The sequence below is a fragment of the Nostocoides sp. F2B08 genome, assembly GCF_009184895.1.
In the GTDB taxonomy this organism is placed as follows: Bacteria; Actinomycetota; Actinomycetes; order Actinomycetales; family Dermatophilaceae; genus F2B08.
The window spans coordinates 1-14,089 of sequence record NZ_WESE01000018.1; the positions used below are offsets into that span (position 1 = coordinate 1).

9 protein-coding genes and 1 pseudogene are annotated in these 14,089 nt (G+C 65.0%); 9 read left to right on the top strand and 1 reads right to left on the bottom strand.

Annotated elements, in window-relative coordinates; all coding sequences use genetic code 11:
* Window positions 1-284 precede the first annotated feature (284 nt).
* The 9 genes and pseudogenes from GA707_RS20005 to GA707_RS20045 form a co-directional block, all read left to right on the top strand.
* Window positions 285-1,385: pseudogene (locus GA707_RS20005) on the top strand (IS256 family transposase); the annotation flags it as partial.
* 190 nt (window positions 1,386-1,575) lie between these two features.
* Window positions 1,576-2,667 (top strand): hypothetical protein, encoded by a 1,092-nt coding sequence (locus GA707_RS20010; protein WP_226963997.1) that lies wholly within the window; start codon window positions 1,576-1,578, stop codon window positions 2,665-2,667.
* Window positions 2,664-4,121 carry a hypothetical protein gene (locus GA707_RS20015; RefSeq protein ID WP_152180217.1) on the top strand — a complete coding sequence of 486 codons (1,458 nt, stop codon included), beginning with the start codon at window positions 2,664-2,666 and terminating at the stop codon, window positions 4,119-4,121. The genes GA707_RS20010 and GA707_RS20015 overlap by 4 nt, the downstream gene beginning before the upstream one ends.
* A 1,390-nt stretch (window positions 4,122-5,511) precedes the next feature.
* Entirely contained in the window at window positions 5,512-5,868 is a 357-nt protein-coding gene (locus GA707_RS20020) for a hypothetical protein (RefSeq protein ID WP_152180218.1), read from the top strand.
* A complete protein-coding gene (locus tag GA707_RS20025; RefSeq protein WP_152180219.1) occupies window positions 5,861-7,300 on the top strand; it encodes a hypothetical protein in 1,440 nt (479 codons plus the stop codon). The genes GA707_RS20020 and GA707_RS20025 overlap by 8 nt, the downstream gene beginning before the upstream one ends.
* Window positions 7,301-7,729: 429 nt before the next feature.
* A complete protein-coding gene (locus GA707_RS20030) occupies window positions 7,730-10,276 on the top strand; it encodes a P-loop NTPase fold protein (RefSeq protein ID WP_152180220.1) in 2,547 nt (848 codons plus the stop codon).
* Window positions 10,277-10,427: 151 nt separating this feature from the next.
* Window positions 10,428-10,619 carry a hypothetical protein gene (locus tag GA707_RS20035; RefSeq protein ID WP_152180221.1) on the top strand — a complete coding sequence of 64 codons (192 nt, stop codon included), beginning with the start codon at window positions 10,428-10,430 and terminating at the stop codon, window positions 10,617-10,619.
* A 219-nt stretch (window positions 10,620-10,838) separates the two neighbouring features.
* Complete coding sequence (locus GA707_RS20040; protein WP_152180222.1) at window positions 10,839-11,489, top strand: hypothetical protein; 651 nt, start codon at window positions 10,839-10,841, stop codon at window positions 11,487-11,489.
* A gap of 333 nt (window positions 11,490-11,822) precedes the next feature.
* On the top strand, window positions 11,823-12,914 hold the full coding sequence (locus tag GA707_RS20045) for a hypothetical protein (RefSeq protein ID WP_152180223.1): 1,092 nt from the start codon (window positions 11,823-11,825) through the stop codon (window positions 12,912-12,914).
* Between the two features lie 694 nt (window positions 12,915-13,608).
* Here the strand turns inward: GA707_RS20045 and GA707_RS20050 are convergent.
* Complete coding sequence (locus GA707_RS20050) at window positions 13,609-14,058, bottom strand: hypothetical protein (protein WP_152180224.1); 450 nt, start codon at window positions 14,056-14,058, stop codon at window positions 13,609-13,611.
* Between the last annotated feature and the right edge of the window lie 31 nt (window positions 14,059-14,089).

Here is a 14,089-nt window from a genome sequence, read left to right on the forward strand (position 1 = left end):
CTTCTACAACACCACCCGCCGGCACAGCTCCGCTGCGATGATGTCACCCATCGCCTACGAGACCGCGGCCCTCACCCCGAGAGCCGCTTGAAGGGAAGCCCTCCACGATTCGGGGGGAACCACAGGGTCAGTCGCCAGGCGGAGGTGGCGAGCAATGATCAGAACCTGTGGATGGCGCTCGGCGAGGTGACGTGAAGTAGACGTACCTCCCGAGCAAGATCGAAGCCCATGCTCAAGTTCGGATCGGGGTCGGCGTTGGCGCGCCGGCTCGGGAAGGTACGTCCATGCTCAAGGTAGTTCACGACGCTTCGGCGTCCAACGAGGCGGCCGGTGGGTCGCTGCTCGATGAGATCGTCCGCGACGGCGCTCGGGCGATGCTGGCCGCGGCGCTGCAGGCCGAGGTCGCCGCCTACATCGAGGCGTTCGCAGGCGAGCTCGACGGAAACGGACACCGGCTGGTGGTCCGGAACGGGTTCCACGAGCCGCGGGAGGTGACCACGGCCGCGGGCGCGATCCCGGTGCGGGCGCCGCGGGTCAACGACAAGCGCACCGACGAGGCGAGCGGGCAGCGCAAGCGGTTCTCGTCGGTGATCCTGCCGGCCTGGGCGAGGAAGTCGCCGCGGGTGGCCGAGGTGTTGCCGCTGCTGTACCTGCACGGCCTGTCCAGCGGTGACTTCGGCCCTGCGTTGAGCGAGTTCCTCGGAACCAGCCACGGCCTGTCGCCGGCGACCATCACCCGGCTGACCAAGGACTGGCAAGACGAGGCGGCCGCGTTCAACAAGCGGTCCCTGGCCGAGACCGACTACGTGTACGTGTGGGTCGACGGCATCCACCTCAAGGTTCGCCTCGAGCAGGACAAGGTGTGCCTGCTGGTGATGATCGGCGTGCGTGCCGACGGCAGCAAGGAGCTGATCGCCCTCGAGTACGGGCACCGCGAGTCCACCGAGTCCTGGGCCGACCTGCTCCGTTCGGCCAAGAGGCGCGGGATGCGCGCCCCGGTGCTCGCGGTCGGTGACGGGGCGCTCGGGTTCTGGGCAGCGGTCCGCACCGTGTTCCCCGAGACCCGGGAGCAGCGGTGCTGGTTCCACAAGATCGCCAACGTCCTCAACGCGTTGCCGAAATCGGCTCAGCCGGGCGCGAAGACGGCGCTGGCGGAGATCTGGAACGCCGAGGACAAGGACCACGCCAAGAAAGCTGCGAAGGCGTTCGCCGCCGACTACGGCGCGAAATGGCCCAAGGCGGTCGCGAAGATCACCGACGACCTCGACGTGCTCCTGGCGTTCTACGACTACCCGGCCGAGCACTGGGTCCACCTGCGCACCACGAACCCGATCGAGTCGACGTTCGCCACCGTACGGCTGCGTCAGCGCGTACCCGGCGTTCCGGCCCGACCTGGCCGGTGCCCTGAGCAACCTGGGCGTCCGGCTCTCGGAGCTGGGGCGGCGGAGGGAGGCGTTGGCGCCGACGGAGGAGGCGGTTGAGCTCTATCGAGACTTGACGACTGAGAACCCGGCGTTCCTGCCCCAGCTGGCGAGGGTGCTGAAGAGTCTCGAGGGGCAGCACACAGATAGCAGAGTGACGGAGAGCGCCTGGACGCAGGCGCTGGAGTCGCTCGACCGCCGGCAACAGGCGGTGCTCCTGCTGTACCGGACGATGCATGCCGATCTCGGTGATCCCGCGGCGGCCACCTGGCTGTGCGATGCTCTCGCTGCCGCGGGCGACGACTTGGCGCTGGAGTCTGCGCTGCGCGATGAGGTGCGACGGCACGCGGACGCTTCCGACGGTCGGCAGGGTTTCGCGCGGGCCTGGGCCGAGCACACGGGTGAGGCCCTGCCGGTGTGGGCGAGCTTGGATCGAGAGCTGCTGGAGCAGGCCCGAGCGTGGATGGCCACACCCACCTACGCGGAGGAGCACCACTGGCTGGTCGAGCATCGCGAGCTGTTGGAGGCCTCCGCCGACGACACTATCGAGGAGGCGCTACGTCGCGTGCCGCCCGAGGAACAGAACCGGTACCGGCAGCTACGAGACCAGGCACGGACTGTCGGGCTTGCTGAGGCTTATCGGCCTCTTCTGGTCGGGGAGCTGGCATCGACGTTCATCCGGGCGGACCCGTTCGCGCAGCAGGAACTCCTGCAGGAACGGCGTCAGGATTTGACCGACCCTGCCGTGCGCGAGACCCTGACTGCTGCGGCGGAGGGGAGTGATGATCCGCGGGTGGGTCTGGCGCGGGCGTTGGTCGACCTGGCTTCCGATCCGGAGCGCGAGGCCCTGCTGAATCACGCGTTCGCGGCGCTGCAGGGTGGTCCCAGCCTTGCACCAACGCTGCGCGACCCCGCCCTCGTCACCAATCCTCCGATCTTGGCGGCACTGGCGACCGTGGCGGGCCATGCCGCCGGCTCGGACGCCGATCTGGGAGAGGCCCTCTTCCACCTCGCGATCGTCTCTGCGCTGACCGATGAGCCTGACCAGGCGGCCGAGTACCTGGCCGCGGCACGACAACGGGCAACAGCCCGCGTCAACGACTGGCTCACCCACCTGGCCACAATCGGCGCCACCTATCCCCGGGTCCTGGCTTTGATCCCACCGCTCACCGCCCCCGCATCCGCCGGCGACGATCCTGCGGGCGGCGACGCCGACGACATCCCGACCACCGAGGAGTCGACATGATGGACACCGATGTCGTGGTGGTTCTGCCTGGCATCATGGGCAGCACCCTGGGCGTGACCACCGCGGACCGCGAAGCGAGCGAGAACTTGATCTGGGCTCCGACGGCGGGCGCGGTGTGGAACAACTTCACCGGCGCCCACCGCATCCAGGACTACGCCTTGCCGGAGGGGATCGGTGATGAGCATCCTGGCGATGGGGTCGAGCCTGTCGACCTGATGCCGGATGTGCACGCCATCCCCGGCGTGTGGACTCCGGTCAAGGGCTACACGGTCCTGGTGAAGCATCTCGAGAGGCTCGGCTACCACCAGACACCGACGGATGGGAGGCCGCCGAACCTGGTTCTGGTGCCGTATGACTGGCGCCTGTCGAACCGGTACAACGGGCAGCGCCTGGCCGGCATCGTCGAACCCGCGCTGGGCCGGTGGCGATCGCAGGGTGGGCGGTTCGCTGATGCGCAGCTGGTGTTCGTGTGTCACTCCATGGGTGGTCTGGTCGCCCGCTGGTACATCGAGATGTGCGGCGGCGCGGGGCATACCCGCAAGCTGATCACCTTGGGCACCCCGTGGCGGGGAGCGGCGAAGGCCGTCGCACAACTAGTGAATGGCGTCACCCCCGGGATCGGCCCGCTGCACCTCTCGCTGACCGAGTTCGCCACCTCGCTTGTCTCCTCCTACCAGCTGATGCCCGAGTACGCCTGCCTCACCGACGGCCCCCGCGACCCGAAGAAGACCACCGAGCATTCAGCGTTGCCGCTGCCCACAGCACGGGTCGCGGACGCGATGGCGTTCTACGCCGCTCTGCAAGATGCCGAGCGTGCCCGACCTGCCAGCGTGGAGATGGCGTACGCCATCGTCGGGACGCGGCAGCCGACCTGGACCACCATCACCCTCAACCCCGATGGCACGGCCACCGCGCACGACGAGTTCGGCACCGACAACGATTACGGCGACGCCACCGTGCCGTTGACTGGTGCGATCGGTCACGACCAGCCCCTGGACACGGCCCGGATCTTTCGGATCCGCGACCAGCACGGCAACCTCCAACGTAACCAGGGCGTCTTGGATGAGATCGAGGAGGTCATCACCACCGTCCCGGTCCGCCGCCGAGCCAGCCACCCGGTCACGATCCGCGCCAGCGCACCCGACCTGGTCCTGCCCGGCCAACCCCTGACCGTCTCCGCCAGCATCGACGGCACCGACACCCGCCATGCGGTGCGGGTGCAGGTCATCGACGAGCACGGCAAGGTCCTGCAGTCCCGCCAACCGTCCCTGACCCACGGCCACGCCGAGGTCACCTTCCCCGAGCTGCCCCCGGGAACTCATACCATCATCCTCGACAGCCCATCCCCCATGGCCGGCCCGTCCCAACCGGGACCCAACTACGCCGGGGCCATCGAACCGGTCACCGCCACCACACTGGTCTGGTCCGAGACGGGCGGCGGCGGCTCCGCGTAGCTCTATCGAGCGGGAGGGGCAAACTGAATCGGCACTGATTTGATGCCGCTGTCCTTGAGTTAGGAAGGATGGCGTCAATGCCGAAGAAGATTCATCCTAGTGAACCGTGCTGCCAGTGAAAGAGATTGGAAACAAGTATCCGGATGGATCGTCCGTCAATGGTTCACAAGGGATCTCTTACAACTGCGATGCTCGATCGCCGGGGTTCGCCGGGGCGAGGGCATCCGCTCCGGCGAACTGCTCATCGTCGCAGAGGTATTCGTGAGTCTCGTGGCAGTGGCTTGAAAGCTCCTGCTCGATCGGTGCGTGTCGTGCGGCACGGAGGGACCGAGCGTGCCTCCTCGAGACTACTGTCGATGGGTGGGCTGCTTGGCACGAGCGCGGGTTCAGCGAGAGATGCCGTGACCGACAGAGTGCGTCGATGACACAGCGTCCGGTTCGGGCACGTGCGGACGCACGCCTCAGTGCTTTGGTACGTGGGGAGATCCCTGGATGGGTTCTCGGACTGGTCTTCGTGATGGCCGTCCTTGCCGCGGCGTGGGCGCTGATGGAACCCACACTGTCGCGTTGGATCGGGACCTTGTCCGCCCGTTGAGGGCTCGACGTACGTCCGTCACGGCGGACTCGCGGATCGCGCCAGGGTAGTGTGACGTTAGGCCGGGTGGGGGAGCTGGCCGGGCGTGCTGTTTTTGAGACAGGTCTGTGATTGCTGGAGGAGCTGCACTATGCGGTCGCGCTGCTCCGGGGTCAGGGGTGGCGCGTCGGCCACGGCCTTTCTCACGGCGAGTGCCAGCCGAGGATCCATCGCCGAGCTCGTGTCTGGCACTAGTGGCTTCTCGCTTGCAACGGGAAGGGGGAGCGTCATTTGTGAGGTCACATCGATCGCCGAGGCAGCCATGCATCTCCCCTTTCGTCTTCAGTGCGCCCTGGGATGCCTCCCTGATGTCAGCCGCCCGGGTGTACCCGTCAATGCGGACTGACGCGATCTGATCGGCCTGGGGATTCAGAGCAGACGGCCGGCCGTCTCAGCGGTGCTGGGTATATGCAGCGGGCAGGGTCGAAGCCGGCCAGGAGGATGGGCTCGCGACCGGTGCATCCGGGGCTACGGGGCAGGGCCGCGACGAGCGCGACGACGTCCACCACGGCCTGTGTGGTCCTCGCGGGACTTTCCTCGACGCGTACCTCGTGACGAGCGCGTCTAGCGGAGGTGGCTTGCGGTGAACACCTGCGTGGGTGCGGGGCGCTTGGGGGGGTCATGTGGCGTCAGTGTTCGCTCACCCCGACCGTGGCCGTCGGAGTTGTCCACCGGCTGGCTCGGACTCTGGTGGATCGCATCGGGGCGTGGCTCGATGAACACGAACAACACCCACTGACCAAGAGGGAGATCGCGGTGAGGACGCAGGCAATCCACAAGCAGGCCGTGCCGGTATGGATGGAGGTGATCGCACTGCTGACGGAGGCGGCCGATCTGGGCTCGACCCAGATCGGCCGCCGCCCCGAGGAGCACTCGCTGGCGCTGGGAGCCGAGCTGGTCGCCGGCAAGGCGGTAGGGCTGCTCGAGGAGGCCGACCGGGCTCGTCTCGATAACGTCTCCGTTCCGGCAGCGGCGGCGGCGTGGAGCGTGCCGGACCTGGTCGTAGAGGCCGAGCGGGTGCTGCGCGGGGTCTCCTTCGACCTGCTACCCCCGCGCGCCTCTGAGGTCGTCATCGACCTGCTCGACCTGGCGTGGGAGGCCAGGCATGGCTGACACCGATCCCGCCCGTGGCGTTCGCGTGGCGGAGGCGACAACCGTGGGGGAGCTGCTCCGGCAGGCGGACCTGCAGGCACGACGGATGCTCGCCGACGTCGACGCGGCCACCGCCCCGGCCAGGGTGCGCGCCTGGGGTGAAGTCGTCGAGGCCGGAGCCGAGGCCTGGCGGGCCATCCCCAGCAGCGGCCCCCGTGGCGCCGTCGATGACGACATCAACACCGTCCACGACGTCGCCAGGGGCGTACACCAGCTCATCGTTCAGGGCGGCTGGCCCCCAGCGGGCGCCCCCGACCCGGACGCCGAGTTGATCGTGGCGCGCCTGTACCGCGTGTCAGACCTGGTCCGGACCCGGCACCGACCGGATGGCCCGATCCGCCCCGACGCGACCGGTGACGTCGAGGCGGCCCGGACGTGGATCATGCACTCGGTGCTGGCCGCGACCCACGCGGTGCGCCGCTCCCTGGAGCAGTACGAGCGGGCCTTGACCAGCGGCCGGGACCGCGCCCGCCTTTCGGGGCCGACCGGGGAACTCGCGAACGTGCGTGAGCTGATCCGTCGTGTCGATGTCGCCGAGGGCCTGGCCCGCGGCTACCTCGACCTGCGCTGGCCTGCCACCGCTCGCGGGGACCGCCTGGACCCGGTGCAGCCCACGATGCTCGAGACCGCGATCAACGCCTGGCAGACCAACGCCGCCCGCGCCCTGACCAACTCCCCGTCCGTCGCAGACCTCGCCCTGGTCGTGCGCACCCAGCTCGACGGAGCCGTCGTCGCCTCCGCTGTCGGCGGCGCCGCCACCCACGCCGGCCTCCTGACCCACCTCGAAGGCACACGCATGCAACGAGCCCTGACGATCTTCGAAGGCTCCGCCGCCGACCTGCTCAAGACCCTCACCCTGCTCAGCGGCCGCGACCGCAGCTTCCAAGCCCGCCTGGTCGAGACCTCCGCGCAACTGCGTCTGGCGTACCGAGCGATCGCCAACGACGGGACCTCCCTAGCCAGCAGCGACACGATCCGCGAACGCGTGGACATCGCCCGCGCCCTGACCGCAGTCCAACGCGGCCTCGTCGCCGGCGTCGACCTGGCCTGGCGCCTCCACGACGCGGGCAGAGACCCGAACCTTCAGGTGCGAGCCCACGGCGCCCATCGCATCGCCGGCAAGTCACACCAACCTGGGCCCTCCGCCGGATGGGTCGAAGCGGTCGACCTCGTCCATAATCGGCTGATCCCGGCCCCACCACCGGTCAGGTACGCGCTGAGAGGCCTGACCCAAGAGATGACCGACCGCGCTATCGACGCAGCCGCCGCCAGCTACTCCACCCCACCCCGGCCCGCCCAGCCCGCCGGTGACGACCTCCCCGGCCGACACCACCGAGACAGACCACCCCCAGCGACCCGACCAGACCCGCCCGCACAAGGCCCCAGCCGCTGAAGTCATCGGCACACTGATAGGCACTTCCTATCGCCCACTGTGCAGTACTCGAGGACTTGAGGGACCGCCACCAAACCCAAGTGGTCAAGGTTGGTTCCGGTGCACGACCGTCGGTAGCGGTGAGACGGTGACTGGGTATGACGGATCAGGTGCCCCGGCCGTCGAGACGCGCGATCCACTGGACGGCTAGGAGTGCCGATGGCGGCGGTCAGACCCGGCAATGAGTCGCATTGCATCAGTGCCGGCACCCAGGCAACACGATTGCGGCCAGGCGATCGATCGTGACGCCTCGCGTCAAGCCACACGGCGCCTTCCGCATTCTGTCAAAACGCAGACTGCACCGGGTAGCCCATCCGTTGGGGCGCGCAACCCATTCAACAGTCACGCTAGCGCACGAGACTACTGCAGACTTCTCCCTATAATGACACCATGCAGGCATCCTGGCAGCCGTTCGACGACGCGCCCCTCCTCAACCTTGAAAACGATAAACTCGGCCGGCAAACCATTGTAAACCAACTGCTGCGCGCCATCAATACGGTTACGGGGAACGAAGAATCTTCAGTCATAGCGGTGGTAGGGCGGTGGGGGTCGGGTAAGACGACTGTAGTGAACGCCGCGTTGACGAGCCTTTCAAGCGATATTCAAATCACACATTTCAACCCTTGGTCCTACTCGTCGGCAGACGCCGCGGTCGCGGGCTTCATGCGCAATATTCAGGAACTCTTCGGAGACGAAAAGAACGCCAAACTTAGGGAATCGTTTGGGCGGTTCCTTATCCAGCATTCCGCCTTGGGTGGCCTGGGTGGATTCGCTGGAGCGGATGTGGGCGGCGCATTGGAGCACATTGGCAAACTGATGTCCGGAGAATCTGACCCGGCAGATCAGCGGGAAAAGGTACGTAAGCTCCTCCAGCAGGCCGAACAGGATATATTGGTGATAGTCGACGATTTGGATCGACTCGAGCCTGCCGAACTGCTAGTGACTTTTCGACTTGTTCGACAGCTAGGTCGACTCCCGTTCATCCACTACGTCATTTGCTTCGATGAGACGACCCTCCTGGACATCATCAAGCGAACTGGACTCTCAGGCAAGAATGATGGTAGGGCAAGAGAATATCTCGAGAAGATGGTCCAAGCACGGATCGAGGTATCATCGCCTAGCGATCGTCGACTTATTCCCGTCGTTAGTGAGATGCTGGGTTCATTCGCTGAAGAAAATGGGGTGACGTGGGATTGGACTGAGCGTGAGCGTCTTCTCCGCGCATGGAGTGGCGGCCTGGAGGTCTATCTCGATCGGCCTAGAAACCTGAAGCGATTGTCCGCGCAGCTAATGATCATCTGGCCCGAGTTGGAGGCGAGGGTCGACTACGTTGACCTTGTCCTCGCTCTTGTCCTCCACATGTTTGAGCCCTCGCTCGTGGCTCGCTTGCGGAGAGAACCGCACGTCCTCTCTTCCCTCTCATCCGATGCACAGGAACGAACCCGCAATAGGCCGCATGAGGGGTTTGAATCTCTCAAGAGAGGCAGGATGATCCGCGACACAGTGTCCGAACCTAGACCAGTCCACGATTTTGATCCCGACAGGCTCGATGAAGACATTCGACGGCTAAACGCCGCGAGCGATCCATCCGCCGCAATTGTCACCCTCAGAGTTCTTCTCGAAGATGAGATCACGTCGCCTCGCCCGTTCGCCTTCTCAGATCCTGTGCACCTCGAGAGATATTTGACCCTCCGAAGTTCGCCTGTCGATGACCTCAATCCAATGATTCGCTTGGCCATCGATCAAATGACTTCACTTGGGATCGCCGAAGCCCCTGCGGAGCTGCACAGCTACCCGCCTGACGAGATCTTAAGAAGCGTGGCCGCTTTCGATGCTGTCGAACCAATCGAGCTCGAGACTGCTGTTTCACTTGTTTGCTTCATTGTCGGTCGTGTAGATGAGACTTTTCCTGAGGGCCCTCTGCAATTCTTACTGAATGACGCTCAGCTTCTTCTGGTTGAGCAGCTAAATCGGGCGACTGACGTTCGTGCGATCCGCGCGCTTGAGTTTATCGCCGCCGGGGACGCAGCAATTGCCTTAGCTGCGCCCATCCTTGTCAACCACAGTCTGCCCCTCAAGTGTCGCGACGAATGGTGGCAAATGGTTCTGGACGGGACCTCGGCGTTGCTGACGAATGTGCGCATCACGAGGTCGGAATATGGAAGGGGCCGTGCACAGAAGGCGATTTTGCGAGAATTGGCCGAACGCCTTGGCGCCGATCGATACGAAGAATTCGTCTCATCAACGATTGGAGGCCTGCCGGCTGATGTGTCGGACGAAGAGATTATGCGTTTCGCCTACTGGGCCCGTGAAGCCGGTGGCGCTACAGACTTGGTTCGTCTTGCGTCCACCACGCCAAGATTAGCCGTTGCGGCCGAGCAATGTACAATCACATGCACCGACACGAGCGTGCTAAAGCCGCTTCTCGTTTGGACAGATGGCGAATCTTTGTTGAAGCAAGTGCTAGCCAAACATCGACCCTCCAACAACGTCCTGCTTGAACTATGTTCCTCTCCTTTTGAAGAATGGGAGATGTTGATGGTCCAGCATGCCTACAGATCGGTCGAAGAGTCTCTCGTTCGTGATGGCGACGACCGTTGGATCGCTACTCTTGTTGCCTTATGTAACGTAGTTCCGACCGAGCAACTTCGGGATGAAATGTGGAGTTTGATCGGGCGGCATGACTTCTTGGACCCATACGATCTTGCGAATAGTCTGTATAGCAAGGGGGAAGGTTTGGCTGAGGTCGAGTTGGGTTTTGGCCTTCTACGATTGGCCGATTGGCTCACCGAGAGGCCGGCGATTGTTCTTCGCTTACGCGGTCAGGGTCAGACCAAAGCGGGCCAAGGCGACCTCATACACCTCCTGGATGAGGCCTACGGTCTTCGCAAGGTGAGCCGCCCGACAGAAGCCGAGGGCGACACGACGGCCGTCTGACATGCGGGCGCGTCTATGCGCCGGGAGCCGACCATCTGCTCCTCTGACGTCCGCGCCACCGTGCAGTCTCGACAGTCCATCGACAACTGTCGTTCAGAGGTTCACACTGGCCCCAACGCCGGAATCTGCCCGGCGGAAGGGAGCAGGGGACATGCTCTGGTTCTGGGGCACAGTCGCAGTCGTGGTGACGCTGGCTTTCGTCGCCGCGTGGCTGTACGACCGGCGCAGCAACCGTCCCGGCATGAGCGACCGGGACCGGGCCTCGGTCGAACGCTCAAGCAACGAGCTGTACCGCTACCGAGACGACCTCCGCGGCAAAGGCGGGATCGACGGCGGGTTCTGATCCCGGTGACGCCACTGGCATGAACATGTTTGAGGGCTGCGTCGCCCTACATCAGCGACGGCTGACCACCGGTGCCCGCGCCCGACACCCAACCCGCGGGCGACGCCGAACCCCGAAGGCCATCCGCTGACCCAGCTGCTGCACACCGCCGAGAACTGTCCAGTGCCGGAGGTCTAGTGTCCTGGCGCGGGAGTCCAGGCAAAGTGGGATGCTGCCATTGTGGGCGACCAGAACTGGTGGCGGAATCAGGAGCCGCCGGATGCTGTCCCCGACGGCTGGGGCTGGGACCAGGACGCATGGATCTCCGGGACCCACATCGGCTGCCTGCCCGAGCCCGGACCAGCCGAGGGTGGGCTCATCGCGCGACTGTTCTTCCGAGCCCGCATCAGTGACGTCGACCTCGTCCTCAACGACGTCCAGCTGGTGGCCGCGTGGTCGCAGTTCGACCGCTGCCACTTCCGGCAGCGGGTGCGGCCGGTACTCAACGACTACGGCGTGGCGGCGCAGGGTTCATTCGGGAACCGGCCGACGCTGTACCGCGACTGCACTTTCGAACGCGTCAGATTCAAGCAGCTCGGCGGCTTCAACATGGACAGCGCCCGCTTCGAGCGCTGCACCTTCATCCACTGTCGCTGGGAGGGGCACTTCGCCACGCAGGCCGACATCATTGACTGCGTCTTTGTCGGTCGAATGAACGGCTGTGTCTGGTTCGGGCACGGACCGGACGCTCAGGGATCCTCGCGTCGCAACGTCATCGAGGGCAACGACTTCACGGCGACGCAGTTCACGGCCAACGTGGGTTGGAGACAGGACGTCCCGATCTCCGCGCAAACATGGCCCCAGGGCTACATCCCCTTGATCGACGGGTGAGACCGACAAGGAATGCTCCAACGTTCCAACGTCGTGCATGGTCGGCTCCTGGCTGCTCAGGATCTCTCCTGATCACACCCTCGAGACTGACAGGTGAGTCCTTCCGCCAGCTGTTGCGCGCTCTATGCGTCGGTCCCGGCGCCCACTATGGGGCGGTACAAGAGGATGTGTCGACGCGCAGAGTCCAGCGCCTGGCGAGACCAGGTTGGCCGCAAGACGACCCCCGAGCTGGCTGAAGATGCAGCGTCCGCCAAGAGCCGCAGCACAGCCATGCGGACGTGAGAAGTATGCAAGCCTCTAGCGGGAGGATGGCGAGCGCACTAACCTTTGCGGATGGAGTTGATCGCGGTCTTTCTCCTCAAAGCAGCGGGAGAGGCGGTTGTAGGCCTTGCAGTGACGTCTGCAGGCCGACGCGGGTACTCCGCGTTGCGGGGACTGCTTACCCGTCTGCAGGATGCGGAGCGTTTAGGCGACCCGAAACTTGTCAACCAGGTTCAAGGAGCGCTCGAGCGTCACCTTCTGGACCATCCCGCTGAGGCGGGCGACGTCGTTGACGACCTACTCTCGCCGCAGCCGCTATTTGAGGAAGCGGAAGCGCCATCACAGCCCGGGTTCACTATTGCGCAGACCCTCATTACGGCACTCGAGGGGTTCGTGGCCACGCTCTGCGTGATGACCTGGGAGACACCGTCACGCATTCTCGCGGTGCCCGGCACTCTGGGATACCCCGAGGGCGTCACGGTAATTGACGCACGCAGCGAAGACACGATGCGACTCCCAAGCCGTTACGCCGACCATGACTTCTTTCTCCTTGGCCGCGACGTCTCATGGGACTCGACCCCCCGGATGTGGGTGGCGAGGCCGGCGCCCGAAACTTCGGCCGACGCTCTGGCGAGACAGCTGACGGACGCTTTGGCGACTCCGGGAACAGTCGACGCGGGGGGCTTGGCTAGCACCGAGCGCCTTTGCGCCGCAAGCCTCGCGGCACTAAGTGGCGATCCGCAGGGGGTGCGCAGGTTCGCCAGGGTGGACGCGGTCCACGCACGCAGGATTTCTCTCGACGTCAAGTCGGCGAATGAACAGGCGATGGTCCCGCCGCCTTCGCTCTCCGAGCGGGTCCTTGCACACCTGCACCAGGGCGACGAACCTGCACTTCCAAGCCCGCGACAGGATTACGCCAGCCGGGTCCGGGAGGTTGCTGAAGAGCAGGAGGCCGCAGGCATTAACGCGGAGTTTCTGCGCACGTCTGGTGCAGGGATGCGACGCCTCTCGGCGGGAGTCACCCGAGCGTACGAGAACGCCCGCGCTGCCGCGCTGGCGCTCGAGCACGAGCAAAGTGACGCGGATGCAGCCGTACTGGCAGCCGCTGGAGCCCAGGAGTCATTGCTGAAGTCCGACGTGCCGCGCGACGGACCAAGCACCTGAGGATTCGGCGCTCGATATCGGGAGAGAACGCCGACGTTCCCCCTCCGACTCGCTTAAGGAACGACATATCGTCTCCGACGACATGCGCCGCCGAGGGCGCAGTCGGCGACCTGGCACGCCCCCTCCGAAGAAGCGCTGGCCACGCAAATCCCTCTCCAACGAGCCTACGTTTGCGCGACGGTCGGAGGCGCCACATCCTGCGCGACAATGCCCGTCGCGTTGTGTTCGCCGAGTCGTCGGGAGCTGATTATGACCTGACTCGTGCCACATGACGACGATCCCCCGTCCGGCGTACTGTTTGCGCAGGTCAACGGGCTGCACGGCGACGAAATGACACACCCCGCCCACCGCGCTGAGCACTGTCCTGTCCGTGGCCGAGGAGTGCCCCTGATGCTGACCTGCACAACCTCTGCGACGGCGCCCGTCGGCGCGGAGCGCCACAGATCGCGTCGCACGCTCTCGCAGAGGTGCGCTGCGGCCGAAGTTGGCGCCGTCCACGTGGCCAGGGCAGCTGTGGCCGCCGATCGTCCCGACAGACGCTCGACTTGAGCGTTTCGAGTCCGGCGCCGGCCGAGGGCAGACCCCAACTCGGCGCAGATGCTCTCACAATCGACACACCCCGGTGGCACGAGTCGGGCGTTGTGTTCGCCGAGTCGTCGGGAGCTGATTATGAGCATGCGCCTGAACCGAGGGCTCAGGAAAATGTCACTTTGGAACCCGGCTCCCAACTCAGGCTCTTGTCCTCCCTTACACAGAGGAACTCTGGGGGATCGGCATCGGACGCCGCGACGACAGCAACATCTTCATCTGGCCCTTGCAGTGACAGCTTCGCCACGAGGGGTTTCTCGAACCGAACCCATCTGCCTCGACCGGTTGCCGCCTTCTCCGCCGAAGTAGCCAAGCCTCTCGCTATCACGTCCGCCGCTCCGGTGATGGCAAGAAAACCAATCAGAGACGCAATAATGCCGGTGATCTGCCCGCTCGTGAACTCCACACTTTCGAGTCGGGAAGTAGCCCAGGTCACGAGTGCAGTGATCAGCGGTGCCACGACGGCCATAACTTTCGTGATGCTAAAGGCAGGTGCCTCGACAACTGCCTTATCCTCCTGACCCTCGTTAAGAAACAGTTCTCGAATAGCACCCATGGATGACCCTCCCTGCCGAGTTACGCGGTGT

Coding starts and splice junctions, on each gene's coding strand:
- GA707_RS20015 (WP_152180217.1), top strand. CDS start 2,664: ATGATGGACACCGATGTCGTGGTGGTTCTGCCTGGCATCATGGGCAGC.
- GA707_RS20025 (WP_152180219.1), top strand. CDS start 5,861: ATGGCTGACACCGATCCCGCCCGTGGCGTTCGCGTGGCGGAGGCGACA.
- GA707_RS20030 (WP_152180220.1), top strand. CDS start 7,730: ATGCAGGCATCCTGGCAGCCGTTCGACGACGCGCCCCTCCTCAACCTT.
- GA707_RS20035 (WP_152180221.1), top strand. CDS start 10,428: ATGCTCTGGTTCTGGGGCACAGTCGCAGTCGTGGTGACGCTGGCTTTC.
- GA707_RS20045 (WP_152180223.1), top strand. CDS start 11,823: ATGGAGTTGATCGCGGTCTTTCTCCTCAAAGCAGCGGGAGAGGCGGTT.
- GA707_RS20050 (WP_152180224.1), bottom strand. CDS start 14,058: ATGGGTGCTATTCGAGAACTGTTTCTTAACGAGGGTCAGGAGGATAAG.